The organism is Burkholderia sp. Z1, assembly GCF_014893795.1.
In the GTDB taxonomy this organism is placed as follows: domain Bacteria; phylum Pseudomonadota; class Gammaproteobacteria; order Burkholderiales; family Burkholderiaceae; genus Burkholderia; species Burkholderia theae.
The window spans coordinates 3,347,243-3,368,829 of record NZ_JACFYL010000002.1; the positions used below are offsets into that span (position 1 = coordinate 3,347,243).

A 21,587-nucleotide genomic window follows, 5' to 3' on the forward strand; every position below is an offset into this window, starting at 1 on the left:
AGACACCATGACCCTGTTGACCCCGGCCACCCCGGCCTACGAAGCCGGCGACGCCGTTCCGCGCCGCCGCTGGCTGCGCGTGATTCCGCCGCTGCTGCTCGCCTGCATCATTTCCTACATGGACCGCGTGAACATCGCGTTCGCGATGCCCGGCGGGATGAACGCCGAGCTCGGCATGGACGCGACGATGGCCGGCCTCGCCGGCGGCATCTTCTTCTTCGGCTACCTGTTCCTGCAGATTCCCGGCGGCCGGCGCGCGGCGCTCGGCAGCGGCAAGACATTCATCGCGTGGTCGCTCGTGAGCTGGGCCGTGCTGTCGGTGCTGACCGGGCTCGTCACGCATACGTGGCAGTTGCTGACGCTGCGCTTCCTGCTCGGGGTGGCCGAGGGCGGCATGCTGCCCGTCGTGCTCACGATGGTCAGCCGCTGGTTCCCCGACCGCGAGCGTGGCCGCGCGAATGCGATGGTCATCATGTTCGTGCCGCTCGCCGGCATGATCACCGCGCCGCTGTCCGGCTTCATCCTCGCCGCGTACGACTGGCGTCATCTGTTCTTCAGCGCGGGCGCGCTGTCGCTGCTGTGCCTGGTCGCGTGGCTGCTGTTCGCCGACGACGGCCCGGAGACCGCGCGATGGGTGTCGCCGCGCGAGAAGGCGTACATCCTCGACGCGCTGCGCGACGAGCAGGAACGCAAGCGCGCGGCCGGCACGCCGGCTGCCGCATCGTTCGGCGAGATGCTGCGCAACCCGACGATCTGGCTGCTCATCGCGATCAACTTCTGCTATCAGGTCGGCATCTACGGCTATACGATGTGGTTGCCGACACTGCTGAAAAACCTCACGCACAGCGGGATGGGCAAGGTCGGCCTGCTCGCGATGCTGCCGTATGTCGCGATGGTGATCGGGATGTTCGTCACGTCGTATTTGTCTGACCGAACCGGCAAGCGCCGCCTGTTCGTGCTGCTGCCGCTCGTCGGATTCGCCGCGTGCCTCGCGCTGTCGGTGCTCACGCACGCGTCGATGGCCGTGTCGTTCACGTTCCTGATCGGCTGCGGCTTCTTCCTGCAGGCGGCCGCCGGCGTGTTCTGGGCGATTCCGCCGAAGCTCTGCAGCGTCGAGACGGCCGGCAGCGCGCGCGGCCTGATCAATGCACTCGGCAATCTCGGCGGCTTCTGCGGCCCGTACGCGGTCGGCGTGCTGACCCAGCACGTGAGCGCGGCGGCCGGCGTGCTCAGCCTCGCGGTTACGCTCGCGGTGGCCGGCCTGCTCGCGCTGACGCTGCCGAAGCGCTGCGAGGACTGATACCCGATAACAACGGAGACACACCATGAACGACATCCTGCTGCTGGTGCAGAAATGCGCCCATACCTTCAGTTTCTACGACCTCGACACGAAAACCGCGCTCAAGCACGTCGTGCTGCCGAACTACCCGCACGAGTTCACCGTCGACGTGAACCACCGCTACGCGTACGTCGGCATCTTCGGGATCGAGACCGCATGGTCGCGCGGCCATGAAGGCGACCACCGGATCGCCGAGATCGACCTCGTCGCGCGCACGCACACGCGCATGCTCGACCTGTGGCCGTACTACCGGCCGCACGGCATGGCGAGCGACCGCGACGGCCGGTTGTACGCGATGAGCGAGGCGCACGACATGCTGCTCGTGTTCGACGAGCCGACCAAGCAACCCGTGCCGAACATGGCCGTGCCGTCCGGCGGCGTGAAGACGCACCTCGTGACGCTCACGCGCGACGCGAGTCGCGCATACGGCGTGCACCTGCTGTCGAACACGGTCACGCAGTTCCATCCGCGCGACGCGACGGTCGCGCCGCGCGCGGTGATGCCCGGCCCGCGCCCCGAAGGCAATGCGCTGTCGGCCGACGAACGCACGCTGTTCGTCGCGAATCGCGGCGACGACACGCTGGTCGAGATCGACACGGAAACGATGACCTGTGGCCGCCGCGTGAAGACGCGCAGCGATCCGAACCGCATCTACCGGACCAGCGCGCCGGACGGCCGCGACCTGCTGCTGCTGACCAATTCGGGCGAACGGTCGATCTCCGTGTTCGATGCACGCCAGCTCGAAGAGATCGAACGCATCGCGCTGCCCGCGAACCCGACCGCGCTGTCGTTCCATCCGTCGCGGCGCGTCGCCTACGTATCGTTCCAGGACGACTACGTGCGCGAACTCGATCTCGATACCTGGCGTTTCGTCGGTGCGCTGGCAACGTTGCGCGAACCCGATGCGTCGTTCGTGCTCGCGGGAGCACGCTGACATGCGCGACGGAGCGCCGCCCGACGAATCGTCGCCCGACGGCATGCCGGACGCACTCGTCGATGCGCATCACCACCTGTGGCGGCTCGATGCGGGCGCGCACTATCCGTGGCTGCAGACGCAATACGATCCGGCGCGCTTCATGTTCGGCGATTACGCGACGCTGTGCCGCGATTTCGGCGTCGACGAGTTCCGGCACGCGGCGCAACGCGCGCCGATCGTCGCCAGCGTGCACGTCGAGGCCGAACGCGCGCGCGACGAAGCGCTGGCGGAAACGCGCTGGCTGCACGAGGTCGCGGCGGCGCACGGGCTGCCGTCGGCGGTCGTCGCGTGGGTCGACCTGCTGGCCGGCAATGCGGACGAGCGGCTCGCCGAACAGGCCGCGTGGCCGCGCGTGCGCGGCGTGCGCTTCAAGCCGCGCACCGCATCGTCGCCGGATGCGCCCGTCGACGGGCCCGGCACGCTGCGCGATCCGCGCTGGCCGGCCGCGCTGCAACGCGTCGCCGCGCACGGCCTGTGCTGGGATCTGCGCGTGCCGTTCTGGCATCTCGGCGACGCCGCCGCGCTGCTCGCCGACGCACCCGATGTCGACGTCGTGCTCGAGCACGCCGGGCTGCCGTGGGATCGCTCGGACGCCGGGCTCGCGCGCTGGCGCCGCGGCATGGAAGCGCTCGCGGCATCGCCGCGCGTGGCCGTGAAGATTTCCGAACTCGGCTTGCGCGACGCCGTGTGGAACGACGCGGACAACGCGCGGATCATCCGCGACACGATCGCGATATTCGGCTGGGAACGCTGCCTGTTCGCGAGCAACTTCCCGGTGGCCGGCCTGCGCGTGTCCTATCCCGCGCTGCTGCGCACGTTCGCCCGCGCGATGGCGGACCTCGACGACGCGGCACGCCGCGCGATCTGGCATGACAACGCGATCCGCGTTTACCGGATTGCGCTCGACGCGCCGTCCCGGCCGGCTCGCGGATAACCCGCGTTTGCGCACCTTCCGCCCCGTTCGGCCGGGCAGCGCGCGCCGCCCGACCGACACATTTTGTGCATCGCACGACTCATCCTGAGCAAAAAGTATCGGTTCGCGTTTTCTTTTGATGTGGTGTCCGCATCGCCCCCGTCACACCATTGTTCCTGCCGTCATCGACGGCATTCGAACAAGCAGAATCAAGGAGACACGGGTGAACAAGATGCGAATCGTCGCAGCCGGCCTGCTGCTCGGCGCCTGTCTGCCGGGCGTCGCGGCCGCGCAGGTCTGCAAGGTGCCGACCCTTCGGGTGCTCGCGCAAAAGAGTCTCGGCCTGTCGGTGATGGAGAAATCGCTGGCAGACTACGAGAAGAAAAGCGGCACGAAGGTCGAGATCAGCTACTTCGGCGAAAACGACCGCCGCGCGAAATCGCGGCTCGATGCGTCGACCGGCGCCGGCTCGTACCAGATCTACTACGTCGACGAGGCGAACGTCGCCGAATTCGCGTCGGCCAACTGGATCGTGCCGCTGCTCAAGTACTACCCGAAGGAATACGACTACGACGACTTCCTGCCCGGCCGCCGCGCGGTCGCGAGCTACAACGGCGTCGCGTACTTCGCGCCGCTGATCGGCGGCGGCGACTTCCTGTTCTACCGCCGCGACCTCCTCGACGCCGCGCACATCCCGGTGCCGAAGACGCTCGACCAGCTCGTCGCCGCGATCAAGAAACTCAACGCGCCGCCGAAGCTGTACGGCTGGGTCGCGCGCGGCCAGCGCGGCTCGGGGATGAACGTGTGGCGCTGGTCGCCGTTCATGCTCGGGATGGGCGGTGCATGGACCGACAAGGGCGGCCAGCCGGCATTCAATTCGCCGGCCGCCGTGAAGGCGACGCAGCTCTACAGCGACCTGTTCAAGTACGCGCCGCCGGGCGCCGCGACCTACGACTGGAGCAACGCGCTCGAAGCCTTCCGCTCGGGCAAGGTCGCCTTCATGATCGAATCGACGCCGTTCGCGGACTGGATGGAGGATACGAGCAAGTCGAGCGTGGCCGGCAAGGTCGGCTACACGCGTCCGCCCGCGCCGCTGCCGTCGGCCGCGTACGGCCACGGCTTCGCGATCTCGGCGGTCGGCGCGAAGGACGACTGCACGCGGATGGCCGCCGGCCGCTTCATCGCGTGGGCGACCAGCAAGGACCAGGAACAGGCGCGGCTGCGCAACGGCGTGTTCAGCGACTACAACCGCGCCAGCACGATCGGCAGCCCGTACTTCAAGCAGCACGTCGCGCCGCAGATCCAGGCCGGGCTGAACGACACCAACCCGGTCACGCAGGTGACGATCTGGCGCACGCCGCAGTGGCCGGATATCGGCGACAACCTCGGCATCGCGCTCGAACAGGTGTTCACCGGCACGCAGACGGACGCGCGCGGCACGCTCGACGACGCGGCCCAGTACGCGAAGGATGCGCTCGAACATGGCGCTCGCAAATGACGGTGCCGGCGGCCGCGCGCTCGGCGTCCGCCCGGCCCTTCCCGCCCGGCGCGGCCGCGCGCGCCGCGACCGCACGAGCCTGCCGTGGGTGTTCCTCGCGCCGACGCTCGCGCTGCTCGCGGTCCTGAGCCTCGTCCCGACGGTCGCTGCGATCAATCTCGCGCTGCGCAACCGCGTGCTGCGCTACCCGGACAGCGAATACGTCGGCCTGCGCAACTTCGTGCGGCTCGCGTCGGACCGGCGCTTCCTGAACGCGATCGAGGTATCGGTGCTGTGGGAAATCGTCACGGTCGCCGGCGCGGTGATCGTCGGGATCGCGCTCGCCGTGTTCCTGTTCGAGCGCGTGCACGGCCGCTGGCGCCGCTTCGCGTCGCTGGTGCTGATCATGCCGGTGCTGCTGCCGCGCGTGTCGGCCGCGTTCATCTGGAAGTTCATGTACGCGCCGCTCACCGGCATCCTGAGCTGGCTGCTCGGCACGCTCGGCGTCGAGAACACCGCGTTCCTCGCCGATCCGCATCTCGCGCTGTACGCGGTCGCACTGGTCGACGTGTGGCAATGGGGGCTGTTCTTCGCGGTCGTGATCCTGAAGCTGCTGGAGACGCTGCCGCCCGAGCCGCTCGAAGCCGCGCGGCTCGACTACGCGACGACGTGGCAGGTGCACGCGTACATCGCGCTGCCGATGCTGAAGGCGCCGCTCGTGAGCCTGGTGTTCATCAAGATGGTCGAGTCGCTGCGCTCGTTCGACCTGATCTACGTGATGACCAAGGGCGGCCCCGGCATCGCGACCGAGACGCTCGACCTGTACGCGTACCAGCAGGGCATCGGCCTCGCCGGCAAGGTGTCGTACGCGTCGAGCATGGCCGTGCTGATGATGGTCGCGACCACGCTCGTCTTCACGCTCATCTGGAAGAGGGTCAACAAATGGGACGACTGATGGCCCGCCGCGGCACCGCCGCCACCGTTTCCACCGTCGCGATCGCCGGCGCGATCCTGCTCGTCGCCGCGTTCCCGCTGTTCTGGGCCGTGCTCAATTCGCTCAAGCACCTGCTCGACATCGTCACGCCGACGCCGCGCTTCTTCTTCACGCCGACGCCCGCGAACTACGAGCAGGTGCTGTCGAGCCCGGAAGTGATGATCGGGCTCGGCAACAGCATCGCGATCGTCGGCGCGGCCGTGGTGCTCGGCGCGCTGCTCGGCGTGCCGGCCGCGTATGCGATCGCGCGCTACCCGGTGCGCGGCAAGCGCGACATCCAGTTCTTCCTGCTGTCGCTGCGCTTCCTGCCGCCGGTCGCGGTCGCGCTGCCGCTGATCGCGATCTGGGTCGACCTCGGGCTGTACGACACGAAGCTGTCGATGATCGTCACGTACCTGCTCGTCACGCTGTCGACCATCACGTGGCTGTCGATCCCCGTGTTCCGCCGGCTGCCGCGCGAGATCGAGGAAGCCGCCGCGCTCGACGGCTACGGCCCGTACGCGGTGTTCTGGCATATCGCGCTGCCGGTGTGCGCGAGCACGCTGCTCGGCGGCATCGTGTTCAGCTTCGTGCTGGTCTGGAACGAACTGATGATCGCGCTCGCGCTGACGTCGTCGCGCAGCGCGACGCTGCCGGTGGTCGCGTCCGCGTTCACGTCGCTCGGCCAGGAAGTGCCGTGGGGCGTGATCAACGCGTCGACGGTATTGCTCGCGCTGCCGCCGCTCGTGTTCGTCGGCATGCTGAGCCGCCTGCTCAATTCGATGGTCAAGGGAAAATAAGGAGGATGTGTTGAAAGCGCTCGTACTCGAACGCACGCGCGAGCTCGCGCTGCGCGATATCGACCTGCCGCAAGAGGTCGGCCCCGGCGACGTCCGGATCAAGGTTCATACGGTCGGCGTCTGCGGCAGCGACGTGCATTACTACGTGCATGGCGGAATCGGCCCGTTCCGCGTCGACGCGCCGATGGTGCTCGGCCACGAGGCGTCCGGCACCGTCGTCGAAACCGGCGCCGGCGTCACGCACCTGCGCGTCGGTGACCGCGTCTGCATGGAGCCCGGCGTGCCGCGCCTCGATTCGCCCGCGACGCTGCGAGGCCTCTACAACCTCGACCCCGACGTGCGCTTCTGGGCGACGCCGCCGGTGCACGGCTGCCTGACGCCGTTCGTCGTGCATCCGGCCGCGTTCACGTACCGGCTGCCCGACAACGTGTCGTTCGCCGAAGGCGCGATCGTCGAGCCGCTGTCGATCGGCCTGCAGGCCGCGAAAAAGGCGGCGATGAAGCCCGGCGACATCGCGGTCGTGATCGGCGCCGGCACGATCGGCGCGATGACCGCGCTCGCCGCGCTCGCGGGCGGCGCCGCGCGCGTGATCCTCGCCGATGTCGTGCCGGACAAGCTCGCGCTCTTCGCCGGCAACCCGGCGGTCACGACCGTCGACGTGCGCACGCAGCCGCTCGCCGACGCGGTGGCCGACGTCACCGGCGACTGGGGCGCGGACGTCGTGTTCGAGGCGAGCGGCAGCGCGCAAGCGTATGCGGGCCTCGTCGACCTGATGTGCCCGGGCGGCTGCGCGGTGCTGATCGGCATGCCGGTCGACCCGGTGCCGCTCGACGTGGTTGCGCTGCAGGCGAAGGAAGGCCGCATCGAATCGGTGTTCCGCTACGCGAACATCTTTCCGCGCGCGCTCGCGCTGATCGCATCCGGCGCGATCGACGTGAAGCCGTTCATCTCGCGCACGTTCCCGTTTTCCGAAGGCGTGCGCGCGTTCGAGGAAGCGGCGAGCGGCCAGCCGCGCGACGTCAAGATTCAGATCGAAATGGATTAGGGCGTGTTCACGCTAATAACGGGCTTGCGAACGTGCCTTTCCGCCCGCAGTGCAAGGAGTAAGGAGCGCCGTTTGGCCGTGCCAAACAAGCGACGCACGACGCCGCAATGTGGGCGGAAAGGCACGTTCCCCTGTTTGGAAAAATTCATGCGTGGGGCTGGCCCCCAGAAGGGCCGATCGCCGCGTCATGCTCCTCGCGAATACGTCGAGTATTCGCTTCGTCGCAATCCTCGCGCTCGGCCCTTCTGGGGGCCAGCGCAAGCCCGTTATTAGCGTGGACACGCCCTAAACCATGGCCCAGATCACCTGCAAGGCTTTGTCGAAACACTACGACGGCGGCCCCGCCGTGCTGCACCCGCTCGACCTCGAGATCGCCGACGGCGAATTCATCGTGCTGCTCGGCCCGTCCGGCTGCGGCAAGTCGACGATGCTGCGGATGATCGCGGGCCTGGAAGCGATCACCGGCGGCGAGCTCGTGATCGGCGACAGCGTCGTCAACGACCTGCCGTCGCGCGAGCGCAATGTCGCGATGGTGTTCCAGAACTATGCGCTGTACCCGCACATGACGGTGTACGACAACATTGCGTTCGGCCTGCGGCGCCTGAAAGTGCCGGCCGACGAGATCGACCGCCGCGTGCGCGACGTCGCGCGCATCCTGAGCCTCGACGCACTGCTCGACCGCCGGCCGCGCGCGATGTCGGGCGGCCAGCAGCAGCGCGCGGCGATCGCGCGCGCGATGATCAAGACACCCGCCGTGTTCCTGTTCGACGAGCCGCTGTCGAATCTCGACGCGAAGCTGCGCACGCAGTTGCGCGGCGACATCAAGCGGCTGCACCGGCGGCTGAAGACGACCACGCTGTACGTCACGCACGACCAGCTCGAGGCGATGACGCTCGCGGACCGCGTCGTGCTGATGCGCGGCGGCCACATCGAGCAGATCGGCACGCCGGCCGAGCTGTACGGCCAGCCGCACACCGTGTTCGCCGCCGGGTTCGTCGGCACGCCCGCGATGAATTTTGCGGACGGCGCGATCGAGCGCATCGGCGCGAACCTGCTGCTCGACTGCAACGGCGCACGCTGGCCGCTCGCGTCGCCGCGCTTCGCACGGCTGCAGGACGGCCAGCACGTGAAGGCCGCGATCCGCCCGAACCACCTGCGGCTCGTCGCCGAAACCGATCCGACCCCGGGTTCGCTCACGCTGACCGGCACCGTCGAGCTCGTCGAGCTGCTCGGCGCCGAGGCGCTCGTCACGCTGGACTGGCGCGGCCAGCCGTGCGCGGCCCTCGTACCGGCCCCGATGGCACCGGCGCCGGGCGCCGTGGTAGCGTTCCGCTTCGACGAAGAAGCCCTGCATCTGTTCGACGCCGGCACCGAGCGCAACGTCGCGCTACCGGATGCGAACCCGATCGCGCACGCGGCGGCGCCGGCGGCCGCGACGCGCGCCACGCCGCCTGCCGCGACGGGCTGGTCGATGTCCCGTTCGTAGCACGCCGGCACGCCCCGACGGAGCACACGATGAACCCGGATCTCGAGATCGTTCCCACCCACCGCGACGAATCGTTCCGCGCGTGGATCCACGACTATCCGCATTCGGTCGCGAAGTGGCACTTCCATCCCGAGTACGAGATTCATCTGATCCAGGCGTCGCACGGCAAGGTGTTCGTCGGCGACCACATCGGCGATTTCGGCCCCGGCAACCTGATCGTCACCGGGCCGAACCTGCCGCACAACTGGGTCAGCGAACTCGCCGACGGCGAGCGCGTGCCGTCGCGCGACGTCGTGCTGCAGTTCTCGCGCGACGCGATCGAGAAGATGGTCGGCGCGTTCAGCGAACTGCAGCCGGTGATCGACCTGATCGACGACGCGGCACGCGGCGTGCAGTTTCCCGACCGGGTCGGCGCCGAGGTCGCGCCGCTGATGCTCGAACTCGCGAACGCGCACGGCTGCCGGCGCGTCGAGATCCTGATGTCGCTGTTCGACCGGCTGTCGTCGTGCCGCGAACGGCGCGTGCTCGCGGGCCCCGGCTACCGCAGCGATGCGCAGCACTACATGTCGTCGACCATCAATCAGGTGCTGTCGTATCTGCAGCAGAACCTGCCCGGCATGCTGCGCGAAACCGACGTCGCCGCGTTCGCCGGCATGAGCGTCAGCACCTTCACGCGTTTTTTCCGCCGTCATACCGGCTCGTCGTTCGTGCGCTACCTGAACCGGCTGCGCATCAACGAGGCATGCGAGCTGCTGATGTTTTCCGACCTGACGGTGACCGACATCTGCTACCGGGTTGGCTTCAACAACCTGTCGAACTTCAACCGTCAGTTTCTCGCGATGAAGCAGGTGCCGCCGTCGAGGTTCCGCGCGCTGCACCGGCTCAACGAACCGCACAGCCGCGACGACGCGCCGCCCCTGCGGCGCGCGCCGCCGCGCGCCCCAGACAGGATGCTTCATACTTGACATTTCTCGGCATCGATCTCGGCACGTCCGAGGTCAAGGTTCTCCTCACCGATTCCCGTTCGGTCCCCCTTGCAACCGGCTCGGCCACGCTGTCGATCAGCCGGCCTCATCCGCACTGGTCCGAACAAAGCCCGCAGGCGTGGTGGCACGCGATGCTCGACGCGATCGCGTCGGTGCGCGCCGCGCATCCGGCCGGCTTCGCCGCGCTGCGCGGCATCGCGTTATCCGGGCAGATGCACGGCGCGACGCTGATCGATCGTGCGGACCAGGTGCTGCGCCCCGCGATCCTGTGGAACGACACGCGCGCCGGCACCGAATGCGTCGAGCTCGAAGCGCTGGTGCCGGAATCGCGCGCGATCACCGGCAACATGGCGATGCCGGGCTTTACCGCGCCGAAGCTGCTGTGGCTCGCGAAATACGAGCCCGCGGTGTTCCGCGCGGTGCACAAGGTGCTGCTGCCGAAGGACTACCTGATCTGGCGCCTGTCCGGCGAATTCGTGTCCGACCTGTCCGACGCGTCGGGCACGCTGTGGCTCGACTGCGCGCGCCGCGACTGGTCCGACCGGATGCTCGCCGCGACCGAGCTGTCGCGCGCGCAGATGCCGCGCCTCGTCGAAGGCAACGCGGCCGCCGCGCAGCTGCGCGACACGCTGCGGCGCGAATGGGGCATCGCGGGGCCCGTGACGATCGCCGGCGGCGCCGGCGACAACGCGGCGTCCGCGATCGGCATGGGCGTCACGGGCGCCGGCAGCGGTTTCCTGTCGCTCGGCACGTCCGGCGTGCTGTTCGCCGGCAACGACCGCTTCGCGCCGAACCCGGACGCCGCCGTGCATGCGTTCTGCCACTGCGTCGAAGGGCGCTGGCACCAGATGAGCGTGATCCTGTCCGCCGCCGCGAGCCTCGACTGGCTCGCACGCGCGCACGGCACGACCGCCGGCGTGCTGGCCGCGCGCGCCGAACGCGCCGATCCGGCCCGCGCGCCGCTGTTCCTGCCGTATCTCGGCGGCGAGCGCACGCCGCACAACGACGCACATGCGCGCGGCGTCTTCTTCGGGCTGTCCAACGAGCACGATGCGTACGACCTCGAGTACGCGGTGATGGAAGGCGTCGCGTTCGCGATGGCCGACGGCTACGACGCGCTGCGCGCGGCCGGCACGACGCTCGACGCGGTGTCGTTCATCGGCGGCGGCTCGAAAAGCGCGTTCTGGGCACGGCTGTGCGCGAATGCGACCGGGCTCGCGATGCGGCGCCATGCGGACGGCGCGGTCGGCGCGGCACTCGGCGCCGCGCGTCTCGCGCGCCTCGCCGCGACCGGCGACACGCTCGCGGAAGTCTGTGTCGCGCCGCCCGTCACCGAAACCGTCACGCCCGATTCCGCCGCGGTCGATCTGCTGGCCGGGCGGCTCGTGCGATATCGGCGGCTGTACCGTGCGTTGCGAGACGAGTTTGCGTACGGCGACTGAGCGGCAGCGCATGCACGCGTGATCGTGCTTGACCCGGCCCTTGGGATCGCCTTTATGCTGAGCGCAACCCATCGACAGCAGAGAGAGGTGACGGATGCGCACATCCACGCCCCGTTTGAACGCATCGGCGGCCGCCGCGCGGCTCGGCGTATCGATCAAGGCACTGCGGCTGTATGAACGGCACGGCCTCGTCACGCCGGAACGGACGCCGGCCGGATATCGCGCGTATGGCCCGGACGACCTCGCACGCGCGGCCGACATCGCGGCGCTGCGCGCGCTCGGCCTGAGCCTAGCGCAGGTGGCGAGCGTGCTGGACGGCGACGCGCGCAGCCTCGACGACGCGCTGGCGGCGCACGAAGCCACGCTCGACCACGGCATTCGGGATCTCGTGCGCAAGGTCGACCGGGTGCGTGCGATCCGCGCGGGCCTGGCACGCGGCCGGATGCCGGCCGACGGCGAACTGACGCGGCTGCTCGACGATACCGGCACCGGCGTTGCGTTCAGCCTGCCGTGGCCGTGGGGCGGCGAGTGGTTCGAGTGTCGCGATATCCGGCCGTTGAACTACATCATCGGCTCGCTGGGAAGCGGCAAGACGCGGCTGGCGCTGCGGCTGGCCGACGCACTGCCCGGCGGCGGGTTCGTGGGCCTCGATCGGCTGGACGACGATGGCGCTGCCGCTTGCGATGCGTTGCGCGCCGATCCGGAATTGAAGTCGCGCGTCGACCGCGCCTCGGCCGCGCTTGCCGGCAACGGCGCGACGCCGTCGGCGGCGCTGACCGCGCTGCTCGCCCGTCTCGAAGCGGAAGGCCCGCGCGCGCTGGTTGTCGACATGATCGAACAGGATCTCGACCGGCCCACGCAGCAGGCACTGATCGCCCACCTGCGCGAACGCGCAACCGGCGGCATGCGGCCGCTGTTCCTGCTGACACGCTCGTCGGCCATCCTCGATCTGTCGGCGGTCGGCCCCGATGAAACCATCATCCTGTGCCCGGCCAATCACAGCCCGCCGTCGCGCGTGGCGCCTTACCCGGGCGCGCCCGGTTACGAAGCCGTCGCCACATGCCTGGCATCGCCGGAGATCCGCGAGCGGCTCGCCCGCCGGCCGGCGGCAGCGTAATCCGGCGTCAGGACTCCGGCCGCCCCATCCTGCGCGCCATCGCCGGGCTCACCGCATGCGCCGGATCGAAGCCGAAGAATTCCAGCACGTGCCGCGCGACGTCGTCGCGATCGTTGTCCGCGCAGATCATGTGATAGCTGTTCTCCAGCACGATCCCGTGCGCATCGGGCATCTTCTCCAGCAGGAAATCGGCCGAGCGCAGGCTCGTCAGTTCGTCCTCGCGCGCATGCAGCACGAGCGTGCGGCAATGCGTGCCGGCCGCGGCGTCGAGCGCCCAGTCGCGCATCCGGTCGACCTGCCGCACGCAGGCGAGCGGCACCCACGCATAGTGGAAACGGTCCTGCCGCTCGAACTTCTTCTTCACGATCGCGCGGATCGTCGCGTTCTTGATACCGAACGGATCGCCTTCCTCGACGCGCATCCGTTCGGCGACACCCGGCACGCGGTACAGCAGGTGCCGCAGCGACCGGTACCACGGCGTCGACCAGCCGTCGATGAACACCGGCGTGGCCAGCAACGCGAGCCGGCCGCGCGCATGCTGCACGCGGTGGCACAGCAGCAGCGCGACCAGCGCGCCCATGCACATGCCCGCCACATGCAGCGTGTCGTACTCGCGTTCCAGCGCGCGATATTGCTCGGTCACCGCGTCGAGCCACGCCTCCGCGCGCACGCCGACCAGATCCTCGGGGCGCGTGCCGTGCCCCGGCAGCGTGATCATGTGCGTCTCGCCGCCCGCGCGCCGCATCGCCTTGTGCAGCGAACCGAGATCGTATTGCGTGCCGCCGAGCCCGTGGATCAGCATGACGCCCGTGCGACCCGTCATGATGCGGACCCGCTCATTCGTCCGCCGGCCACACGCGCTCGATCTGCCAGACGCCCGCGACCACCGTCACGTCGACGTTCGAATCGAGCAGCGGCGCGCCATGATCGGTGATCGTCTGCGTGCCGCCGTCGCGCTGCACGATGCGCAGCGACAGCGACGCGCGATCCTCGCCGGCGATTTCCGCATTCCAGTAGTCGTTCAGCGCATCGCGGTCTCCCGGCTGCACGCGTTCGAGCACGAGCGGCACGCTCGCGATCTGCGCGGCATCAACGCCGACGCCGAACACGCGCTCGACGTCGCCGCTCCACTCGATCCGCCCCGACTCCGGATCGAGCACGTACGCGATCTGGCCGGCGCTCGCCAGCGCGAGCTCCATGTTGTTCTGCAGCACCGCCGCATGCTCGTGCACGCGCTCACGTGTCGTTTTCAGCGTGCTCACCGTCAGCACCAGCAGCGACGCGACCGCCAGATAAAGCTGCGCCTCGAGCAGCGCGCTGCCGTAGTGTTCGTGAAACGACGCGAACGGGCCATCGCCCTGCGCGGTCTGCTCGATCACGATCAACGCGAGCACCAGCACCGACGACGAGCCCGCGCGGCCGCCGAGCAGCAGCGTCACCGCGACGGTCAGGAACAGCGGGATGTAGGTCAGCGCGAAGCCGGCACCCGTGCCGAATTTCTGCGACGTGTCGCCGTCGAAGATCACGAGCGCGGCGATCGCGAGCAGCACGAACGCGACGACGCCGAGCATCAGGTCGAAGCGCTCGTGATCGCCCGAACGGTGCGCGCGAAAGCGCGACCACGACGCGAGCACCGGCGTGACCAGCAGCACGCCGACGAAATCGGATGCGGCCCACACGGACCACACGTCGAAGAACGGCGCGCCCTTGACCACCGTGTACCACGCCGCGCCGCCGATCGCGCCGACCACGCCCGCGATCAGCCCGGCGAGGATCACCGAGCGCAGGAAATACAACCCTTCGAGCGAGAAGCGCACGCGCTGCACGAGCCATACCGCGAGCGCGGCCGCGCCGACCTCGTCGACCGTGAACAGCACCGCGTTGACCAGGCTGCCGTGTTCGATGCCGGTCAGCGCGAGCTGCGCGACGAGGAATGCGCCGGCCAGCGTCAGCCATTCGCGCGGCGGCCGCAGCATGAACGCGCCGACCGTCACGCCGGCCGGCAGCCAGATATAGCCCGTCAGCCGGACGGGGCCGTTGAATTGGTGCGAGATGTAGCCGGTCGCCAGATACAGCGCGGCCCAGAGCAGCGCGGCGACGAGTCCCGGGCGGGAACGTTTGGTGTCCATCGAGAATTCCTGTGTATTGCGCCGGGCGGGCAAGCGCGTTCAGGGCGCCGGCGCGCCCGCAAGCTGGCGATTGTGACCGGGAAAGTATCGGAAAAGTTCGTTGTTTGCCAGGCGCTATCAGGACACGTCCGCGTGTCGTCTTGGCCGGACGGCCAAAATCGCGCGCAGCCGGTCGATCACACCTAATATGAAAGGCATCCGAAAACATTCGTTTCAGGTATCGTCCCCGTCACCAGCCAACATTCCGTATGACCACCCGCCATGGAAACCGTACCGGCCCAGCCGATGTCGGCCCCTTTGATGCCATGAGCCAATTTCGCGTCACGTACGACGGGCCCGCGCTCGAATCGTCCGAGATGGACGTGCGCGAACTTGCACCCGCGCTGCTGGCAATCGGCGATTTGCTCGACGCGTCGACCCGCGCGCTATGCGGCGATCAGGTCCGGCCGCAGGTGAACGTGCGCGGCAGCTTCAAGACCGGCAGCTTCGGCATCGACTTCACGCTCGCGACATCGCTGCTCGCCCGCATGCGCGACATGCTGAGCGGCAACGAAGGCACGGCGCTCGCCAATGCGGTCACGATCCTGACCGCGCTCGGCATCGCCGCGCCCCGCGCAAGGAAAGGGCTCTTCGCCGTCCTCAAGTGGCTGCGCGGGCGCGAGATCCAGCAAGTGCGGATGCAGGACCACACCGCGGTGCTGCACGTCGACGGCGACGAACTCGAGATCGACCTGCCCGTCCTCGCCTTGCTGCGCGACATCCGCGTTCGCAACGCAACCGCACAGGTCCTTGCACCGCTCGCGCGTGAAGGCATCGTGATGTTCGCGGCCGGCACCGATACGGAAGTCATCGAGACGGTCACCCGCAACGAAATCGCGTGGTTTCTCGCGCCCGAACAAACCGATGCGCTCCTTCTGGACGAGCATCGAAAGATGGCGTTCTCGATCGTGTCGCTCGTGTTCAAGGACGACAACAAGTGGCGGCTGTACGACGGCTCGTCCACGATTCACGCGGCGATCACGGATACCCGCTTCCTGTCGCGCGTGAACAACAGCCAGATCAGCTTCAGCAAGGGGGACGTGCTCGTCTGCAATGTCCGAATGCAGCAGTGGCAAACCTCGGACGGCGCAAAAACCGAATACGAGGTCACGGATGTCCTCGAACATCGCCCGGCCGGCCTGCAGATTCAGTTGCCCGGCCTTTGATCCGCGTCGAAAGCCAGGCGCCCAACGCAACCCGTCATCCATCATGAAACCGGCAATCGATCTGCGTCCTGCCTCCCCGGCCGATCTCCCCTTCCTGCTGACGCTCCGTCAACTGACGATGACCGAGCACCTGCAGCGGGTCGGCGCGCCGACCGACGATGAAGCGCACGACCGGCGCATTCGCGCGCACTTCGAAGACGCGATGATCGTCTGCGAAGGCACCGACGCAATCGGATTGCTGAAGGTGACGCGCGCCGCCAGCGAATGGCACGTCCATCAGATCCAGATCCTCCCTGCGTGGCAGGGCCGGGGCATCGGCGAGGCCGTGCTGCACGCATTGCTGAGCGACGCGACTCGCGAGAACGCGTGCGTGTCGCTCAGCGTGCTGCACGGCAACCCGGCGCGGCGGCTCTATGAACGGCTCGGCTTCCGGGTCGCGTCGGAAACGGAAACGAGCGCGAGCATGATCTGGCGCGCGTGACGCGCGCCGTTGCGACGCCGTCGCATGACGATTACTGCGTGATCTTCGCGTCCTTCAGCAAATTGCCGATCATCTGCGCACTCGCCTTTTCGACCGCGATCGCCTGCAGCTGCTGCTGAAGCCCCGGCTTGGCGGTCTCGAAGCCCGGCACCTGCGTCGGCCGCTTCGCATCCAGCTTCACGATGGCCCGCACGCCGTCGACCGGAATCGAATCCTTCGTCGCCGCGCCGACCGTCAGTTTCTCGAGCGCCTGCGCGATCGGCAACGGCAGTCCGGCCGTCTTGCCTTCCACCGCCGGCGTGTTGAAACTCACCCACTGCAGCTCGCCGCCGGTATCGCGGCTCGGCGCCATGCTGTACTGGCGCGCCAGCCCGTCGAACGACTTGCCCGACTTCAGCTCGCTCAGCACGGTCGCGGCCGTCGCCGGATCCTTGACGACGATCAGGCGCGGCTTGTACTCGTTCTTGCCGAGCGCCGCGACCAGTTCGTCGTAACGCGCCTTGACCTGCGCGTCGGTCACCGGCTCGGGTTTCAGGTTGTCGCGTACGTACAGTTGCACCTCGGCACTCGCCTTCGCCTGCTGCATCGCCGCCTTGACCTCGGGTTTGTCTGCGTAATTCGCCTTCTCGGCGGCCTGCTGAATCAGCACGCGCGTGATCAGTTGCTGCTTGATCGCGTCGCGGATCTGCGGCGAGTCGGGCTGCCCGGACGCGCGCAGCATCGCATCGACGTCGGCCTGCGTGATCGGCGCGCCGTTGACCGTCGCGACGGTTGCCGCCGTCTGTGCGTGAGCAGCACCGCTCAACGCGCCGGCCAGTGCGGCAATCAGCAACAGGCGGCTCGGTGTCGTTTTCATCTTCATCGTAGTGTCGCTTCGGGCTCAAAAAACGCGGCATGAACTGCCGCGCAGGTTCGCCGGTGCTGCAACCCGCCGGCGCAACCGTTCAATCATTCCGGTTCATCATCACGGGCACGGGCAGCGTCTGCCGGTGCCGCTGTCATTGTGCACGGAACCGCGTTTGTGCGTCGGGAGGTTGGGGAAGGCCGCCCAAGGCGGCGACGCGCGCACGGTTCGTCACGCGCCCGGGCACGCTTGCGACGCGTGGACATCCCGCGACGTGCTTCGAGTATCGCGATGGCGACGCGGGCGCGGCCGCCAGTCAAAGCGGCCGCGCCGTCATCAGGGCGTCCAGCGATACACGGTGATGCTGTTGCCCTTCACGTTGTTCTTCATCACCACATACTCGCCGGTCGATCGGCGGTACGCGCGAATGCTGTACATCGCGTCGATCGCGCTGCTGGTATCCACGGTCGCGGGGCTCGTGTTGACCAGCGTCGTGTCGAGATTGCCGGTGGTGAGGTTGAACGCGTCGACGTTCGGCCACAGCGGCCCGTTGCTGCTGAACCAGTAACCGACGAACAGATGGTTGCCGACCGCGTCGATCGATTTCGCGCCGCTGTGCGGCAGCGTGATCACCGGGTCCGGCTTCGTCGTGTTGCCCGCGCTCCAGCCGTGATACACCTCGATGCGCGTGCCGATCGACGTCCAGTCGTTGCTCCCGAGCGCGCCCTGCGCGAGCACCATCGTGTCGCTGTCCGCGAGGTAGACGATGCGCGTCAGCGGCTGGATGCTGGCGGGCACGCGGGTCGCGACGCCCGGCCCCCACGACGGCTTGCCGCTCGCGTCGAAGCCGGTCAGCGGGTAGTGGGTGATCGCGCCGGTCTTGTCGAGGCCGGCCCACACGCCGCCCTTGCTGTCGATGCTGAAGCCGCTCGTCACGCGCTGCGTCGTGTTGAACGCGGGGCCCGGGATCGATCCGTCCGGAATCGCGATGTAGCCGTTCGCCGTGTTGAAATGGAAGAAGTAGAAGACCGGCGGGTTCTGGCCGGCCGCGACGAGGATCCGGTTCGCGCCGACGGACGTGAGCAGCGCGAAGTGCTCGTCGCGCTGCGGGTCGCTCATGTTGATGCGCGGATCCGACGGGTACGTGAACGGGTCGACGGTGTTCGCGACGAAGGTGCCGCCCGCGCTGCCGCCGTACACGTGCGTGCCGCCATAGAACAGCGCGCCGTCCGTGACCGGGTCCGGCGCGGCGATGCCTTCGAAGTTCAGCGACTGCAGCGTCCAGCGCAGGCTGCCGGTGCTGCTGTACGCATGAATGTCGGTGGCGCCGTTGCGGCCGAGATCCCAGCTGCCGCCCCACGGGTTGTTGAGCACATAGAGGTTGCCGCCGGTGTCCTTGCCGATGCCGGCGATGCGCGTGAAGCGCTGCGCGCCGACCTGCCCCTTGATGCCCGTCGTCGTGTCGAGATAACCGCCGCGCACGCCGAACGTGCCGGCCAGCGCCGGCCGGCCCGACACCGTATAGCGCTTGATGTTCTGGTCGGGGCCTTCGTCGCCCGCCAGGAGCTGTCCGGCCGCCGCATCGAAATAGAGCGCCGACGGCTGCGACCCGGCCGGCATCCGGATCGTGTTCAGCAGCGCGCCGGCCGGGCTGAAGCCGACGATCGAGCCCGCGCGCTTCTGCGCGACCCACACGTTGCCCGCGCCATCCACCGCGAGCGCGCCCGGGCCCGACACGTTGAGGTCCCGCTGCCACACGCCGTCGGTGGTGAACACGCGCACGCGATTGCCGTAGAAGTCGCTCGCATAGAGCAGCGAGCCGGCCGTGGCGAGCCCGGTGACGACGTCGATGCGCGGCTGGTTGGTCGCCGCGCTGACCTGGATGAGCCGGTCGCGATACCGGGTGGCACGGTTGTACCGCCCGACCGCGCCGCTGCCGTAGGTCTTGCCCGGCTGCAGCGCGACGAACAGCGACGTCGCGTTGCCCGTGATCGCGCTGCCCTGGAATTCGGAATGCGTGCCGATCGAGCCGACGCTCTTGCCGTTCTGGTAGATCGCGACACCGCCTTCATCTTCGTCCCACATCGACGCCGTGTAGATCACGCCTTCGGGCGCGACCCACATCGACCGAGCGACGTTGCCGACGTGGGCCGCGAGCGTGCCGTACGTGTTCGCGAGCCAGTCGGTGGTGTTGCCGGCTTGAGCGGCCGGTGCCATCGCGGCGATCGCCGCGGCGAGCAGCACAGCGTGTAGACGTTTTCCAGCGACCATGACGGATGCGCTCCTGAACGGTGCGAACATTCACATGAGGGGGCAGCCGGCCGGATGGTTTGAAATCCGCGACGCGTAAATTCTTCCGCTGAATCATCCGGCGCAATCGGTATTACATGCGGCCTGCCTTCGATAATGAGCAGCGCGAGAATAGCGTTATATAAATCGAAAAAAATTGCGGACCGCTCGCGATAACCACACACCCCAATGGCGGGCGCGACTGCGCGACAGTGAATGTTCACTCACGCGCCGGATCGGGAATGGGGAGAATCAGGCTTTCGCCTGCGGGAATATCGCCGCTTTTTCAACGACGACCTATTGAAACCGCGAACGCCTGTTCCGAAGAATCGGAAAAGGCCGCCGCATGCCATGCGGCGTCACTGCACCAAACAAATCGCCGGCCTGAATCCGTTGCGAATCCAGGCCGGCGAAAGTCATTTACCGCGGCGCATCTAACGCGCCGCCGCGTTGCCGCGCTTCATGCCGATGCCGAGGTTTCCGGCACCTTCACCTGCGTGACGCGCCCTGCATCCGAATCGTCGTCGCGCGGCTCGTCGAGCTGCCCTTCCCACTTCGCGACCACGGCGGCCGCGATCGAGTTGCCGACGGCGTTGGTGGCCGAGCGCCCCATGTCGAGGAACATGTCGACGCCCATGATCAGCAGCAAGCCCGCTTCGGGCATGTTGAACTGGTTGAGCGTCGCCGCGATCACGACCAGCGACGCGCGCGGCACGCCCGCCATCCCCTTCGACGTCACCATCAACAGCAGCAGCATCGTGATCTGCGTGCCCAGCGGCAGATGGATGCCGTACACCTGCGCGATGAACAGCACCGCGAACGTGCAGTACATCATCGAGCCGTCGAGGTTGAACGAATACCCGATGGGCAGCACGAAGCTCGAAATCTTGCGGTTCACGCCGAAACGGTCGAGCGCATCCAGCAGCTTCGGATACGCGGCCTCGGAACTCGCCGTCGCGAACGACAGCAGGAACGGCTCGCGGATCAGCCGAAGCAACGTGAACGCGCGCTTGCCGAGGAACGTCACGCCGGCGAGCGTCAGCACGCCCCACAGCAGCGCCAGCGCCAGATAGAAGCTCGCCATGAACTTCGCGAACGTGAGCAGGATGCCGAGCCCTTCGGTCGTGATCGTCGACGCCAGCGCCGCGAACACCGCGACCGGCGCGAACCACATCACCGCGCCCGTCACCTTCAGCATCACCTGCGCGAGATCCTCGATCACGCCGGTCAGGCGCTTGCCCGATTCGCCGAGCGCGGACAGCGCGGTGCCGAAGAAGATCGAGAACACGACGATCTGCAGGATTTCGTTGTTCGCCATCGCCTCGGCGATCGACTTCGGTACCAGGTGGACCACGAAATCCTTCAGCGTGAATGCGCCCGTCTTCAGGTTGAGCGCCGCATCGGCGGGCGGCAGCGGCAGGCTCAGGTGGCTGCCCGGCTGCAGGATCGTCGCGGTCAGCAGGCCGAGCAGCAACGACGTGAACGACGCGATGAAGAACCAGCCGAACGCCTTGACACCCACGCGGCCCACCGCGCTGCCGTCACCCATCTGCGCGATGCCGACGGTCAGCGTCGCGAATACCAGCGGCGCGATGATCATCTTAATCAGGCGCAGGAACACGTCGGACAGCAACGACACGTAGCCGGCGACTTCCTTGGCCATCTTCGGGTCGGGAAACGCGCTGTGGCACGCGTAACCCACGGCGATACCAAGAATCATCGCGATGACGATGTACTTCGTGATGTTGTGTCTCTTCTTCATTAGTAATCCAAATTACAAAGCGTGTGCTTCTAACGGCGGGAACATCATTCGCGTCCGGCTGCGAATCGGAACTCACGTCGCAATGCATGCGACAGGCCCGCTTCCGGCGGTCGCCGGGGCTGGCAGGGGGGGCATTCTAACGCAAATGGCGCGCCGGCTTTCAAATCTGAAAGCCGCACCGGTTGATCTGCGTCCATTCGGCGCCGGAAAGGCGGGTTTTGTCGCGATCCGGCCGACCGGCGCTAGCGGCCATCCAGCGCCGCGACCTAGACCGGCAGGCCGCCCGTGCCGCCCGTGCCGGCCGACGGCGACCGGCGACGACA

At 67.9% G+C, this 21,587-nt stretch carries 18 protein-coding genes; 13 read left to right on the plus strand and 5 right to left on the minus strand.

All coding sequences use genetic code 11. The features are described 5' to 3' along the window. The first annotated feature begins 7 nt into the window (after positions 1-7). The 11 genes from H3H55_RS31835 (at position 8) to H3H55_RS31885 (ending at position 12,554) form a co-directional block, all read left to right on the plus strand. Positions 8-1,300 (plus strand): MFS transporter, encoded by a 1,293-nt coding sequence (locus H3H55_RS31835; protein WP_048242971.1) that lies wholly within the window; start codon positions 8-10, stop codon positions 1,298-1,300. Positions 1,301-1,325: 25 nt separating this feature from the next. Then, entirely contained in the window at positions 1,326-2,273 is a 948-nt protein-coding gene (locus tag H3H55_RS31840) for a YncE family protein (RefSeq protein ID WP_193101873.1), read from the plus strand. A gap of 1 nt (position 2,274) precedes the next feature. Further along, a complete protein-coding gene (locus H3H55_RS31845) occupies positions 2,275-3,249 on the plus strand; it encodes an amidohydrolase family protein (protein ID WP_193101875.1) in 975 nt (324 codons plus the stop codon). A 211-nt stretch (positions 3,250-3,460) separates the two neighbouring features. Then, positions 3,461-4,726 (plus strand): ABC transporter substrate-binding protein, encoded by a 1,266-nt coding sequence (locus H3H55_RS31850; protein ID WP_226800646.1) that lies wholly within the window; start codon positions 3,461-3,463, stop codon positions 4,724-4,726. Further along, complete coding sequence (locus H3H55_RS31855; RefSeq protein ID WP_226800435.1) at positions 4,710-5,660, plus strand: carbohydrate ABC transporter permease; 951 nt, start codon at positions 4,710-4,712, stop codon at positions 5,658-5,660. Before H3H55_RS31850 ends, H3H55_RS31855 begins: the two co-directional genes overlap by 17 nt. Continuing rightward, entirely contained in the window at positions 5,648-6,478 is an 831-nt protein-coding gene (locus tag H3H55_RS31860) for a carbohydrate ABC transporter permease (RefSeq protein WP_193101879.1), read from the plus strand. Before H3H55_RS31855 ends, H3H55_RS31860 begins: the two co-directional genes overlap by 13 nt. A gap of 10 nt (positions 6,479-6,488) precedes the next feature. After that, positions 6,489-7,523, plus strand: a complete 1,035-nt coding sequence (locus H3H55_RS31865; protein ID WP_193101881.1) for an NAD(P)-dependent alcohol dehydrogenase — start codon at positions 6,489-6,491, stop codon at positions 7,521-7,523. A 292-nt stretch (positions 7,524-7,815) separates the two neighbouring features. After that, positions 7,816-9,009 (plus strand): ABC transporter ATP-binding protein, encoded by a 1,194-nt coding sequence (locus H3H55_RS31870; RefSeq protein ID WP_193101883.1) that lies wholly within the window; start codon positions 7,816-7,818, stop codon positions 9,007-9,009. 29 nt (positions 9,010-9,038) lie between these two features. Next, a complete protein-coding gene (locus H3H55_RS31875; RefSeq protein WP_193101885.1) occupies positions 9,039-9,974 on the plus strand; it encodes an AraC family transcriptional regulator in 936 nt (311 codons plus the stop codon). Beyond that, a complete protein-coding gene (gene xylB / locus H3H55_RS31880) occupies positions 9,971-11,437 on the plus strand; it encodes a xylulokinase (RefSeq protein WP_193101887.1) in 1,467 nt (488 codons plus the stop codon). Before H3H55_RS31875 ends, xylB begins: the two co-directional genes overlap by 4 nt. Before the next feature lie 94 nt (positions 11,438-11,531). Further along, a complete protein-coding gene (locus tag H3H55_RS31885; RefSeq protein WP_193101889.1) occupies positions 11,532-12,554 on the plus strand; it encodes a MerR family transcriptional regulator in 1,023 nt (340 codons plus the stop codon). A gap of 7 nt (positions 12,555-12,561) precedes the next feature. Here the strand turns inward: H3H55_RS31885 and H3H55_RS31890 are convergent, their stop codons facing one another. Both H3H55_RS31890 and H3H55_RS31895 read right to left on the minus strand, forming a co-directional pair. Then, the gene (locus H3H55_RS31890; protein WP_129516203.1) at positions 12,562-13,377 is read right to left on the minus strand and encodes an alpha/beta hydrolase; all 816 of its coding nucleotides are present in this window, start codon (positions 13,375-13,377) and stop codon (positions 12,562-12,564) included. A gap of 13 nt (positions 13,378-13,390) precedes the next feature. Further along, the gene (locus H3H55_RS31895) at positions 13,391-14,683 is read right to left on the minus strand and encodes an MASE1 domain-containing protein (RefSeq protein ID WP_193101891.1); all 1,293 of its coding nucleotides are present in this window, start codon (positions 14,681-14,683) and stop codon (positions 13,391-13,393) included. A 248-nt stretch (positions 14,684-14,931) separates the two neighbouring features. Here H3H55_RS31895 and H3H55_RS31900 point away from each other — a divergent pair, with 248 nt between their 5' ends. After that, positions 14,932-15,888, plus strand: coding sequence for a hypothetical protein (locus H3H55_RS31900; protein ID WP_193101893.1), 957 nt, complete (start codon positions 14,932-14,934; stop codon positions 15,886-15,888). A gap of 43 nt (positions 15,889-15,931) precedes the next feature. Further along, on the plus strand, positions 15,932-16,369 hold the full coding sequence (locus H3H55_RS31905) for a GNAT family N-acetyltransferase (RefSeq protein WP_193101895.1): 438 nt from the start codon (positions 15,932-15,934) through the stop codon (positions 16,367-16,369). A gap of 31 nt (positions 16,370-16,400) precedes the next feature. Here the strand turns inward: H3H55_RS31905 and H3H55_RS31910 are convergent, their stop codons facing one another. The 3 genes from H3H55_RS31910 to H3H55_RS31920 form a co-directional block, all read right to left on the minus strand. Beyond that, on the minus strand, positions 16,401-17,231 hold the full coding sequence (locus tag H3H55_RS31910) for a peptidyl-prolyl cis-trans isomerase (protein WP_193101897.1): 831 nt from the start codon (positions 17,229-17,231) through the stop codon (positions 16,401-16,403). Positions 17,232-17,549: 318 nt separating this feature from the next. Beyond that, complete coding sequence (locus H3H55_RS31915; protein WP_193101899.1) at positions 17,550-19,484, minus strand: SMP-30/gluconolactonase/LRE family protein; 1,935 nt, start codon at positions 19,482-19,484, stop codon at positions 17,550-17,552. Positions 19,485-19,962: 478 nt separating this feature from the next. Continuing rightward, entirely contained in the window at positions 19,963-21,264 is a 1,302-nt protein-coding gene (locus H3H55_RS31920) for a dicarboxylate/amino acid:cation symporter (protein WP_193101901.1), read from the minus strand. Positions 21,265-21,587: the final 323 nt, after the last annotated feature.

What these genes read in the sequence shown, in the direction of transcription:
- H3H55_RS31835 (WP_048242971.1), top strand. Translation starts at nt 8, where the DNA reads ATGACCCTGTTGACCCCGGCCACCCCGGCCTACGAAGCCGGCGACGCC.
- H3H55_RS31840 (WP_193101873.1), top strand. Translation starts at nt 1,326, where the DNA reads ATGAACGACATCCTGCTGCTGGTGCAGAAATGCGCCCATACCTTCAGT.
- H3H55_RS31845 (WP_193101875.1), top strand. Translation starts at nt 2,275, where the DNA reads ATGCGCGACGGAGCGCCGCCCGACGAATCGTCGCCCGACGGCATGCCG.
- H3H55_RS31850 (WP_226800646.1), top strand. Translation starts at nt 3,461, where the DNA reads ATGCGAATCGTCGCAGCCGGCCTGCTGCTCGGCGCCTGTCTGCCGGGC.
- H3H55_RS31855 (WP_226800435.1), top strand. Translation starts at nt 4,710, where the DNA reads ATGGCGCTCGCAAATGACGGTGCCGGCGGCCGCGCGCTCGGCGTCCGC.
- H3H55_RS31860 (WP_193101879.1), top strand. Translation starts at nt 5,648, where the DNA reads ATGGGACGACTGATGGCCCGCCGCGGCACCGCCGCCACCGTTTCCACC.
- H3H55_RS31870 (WP_193101883.1), top strand. Translation starts at nt 7,816, where the DNA reads ATGGCCCAGATCACCTGCAAGGCTTTGTCGAAACACTACGACGGCGGC.
- H3H55_RS31875 (WP_193101885.1), top strand. Translation starts at nt 9,039, where the DNA reads ATGAACCCGGATCTCGAGATCGTTCCCACCCACCGCGACGAATCGTTC.
- H3H55_RS31885 (WP_193101889.1), top strand. Translation starts at nt 11,532, where the DNA reads ATGCGCACATCCACGCCCCGTTTGAACGCATCGGCGGCCGCCGCGCGG.
- H3H55_RS31890 (WP_129516203.1), bottom strand. Translation starts at nt 13,377, where the DNA reads ATGACGGGTCGCACGGGCGTCATGCTGATCCACGGGCTCGGCGGCACG.
- H3H55_RS31895 (WP_193101891.1), bottom strand. Translation starts at nt 14,683, where the DNA reads ATGGACACCAAACGTTCCCGCCCGGGACTCGTCGCCGCGCTGCTCTGG.
- H3H55_RS31900 (WP_193101893.1), top strand. Translation starts at nt 14,932, where the DNA reads ATGACCACCCGCCATGGAAACCGTACCGGCCCAGCCGATGTCGGCCCC.
- H3H55_RS31905 (WP_193101895.1), top strand. Translation starts at nt 15,932, where the DNA reads ATGAAACCGGCAATCGATCTGCGTCCTGCCTCCCCGGCCGATCTCCCC.
- H3H55_RS31910 (WP_193101897.1), bottom strand. Translation starts at nt 17,231, where the DNA reads ATGAAGATGAAAACGACACCGAGCCGCCTGTTGCTGATTGCCGCACTG.
- H3H55_RS31915 (WP_193101899.1), bottom strand. Translation starts at nt 19,484, where the DNA reads ATGGTCGCTGGAAAACGTCTACACGCTGTGCTGCTCGCCGCGGCGATC.
- H3H55_RS31920 (WP_193101901.1), bottom strand. Translation starts at nt 21,264, where the DNA reads ATGAAGAAGAGACACAACATCACGAAGTACATCGTCATCGCGATGATT.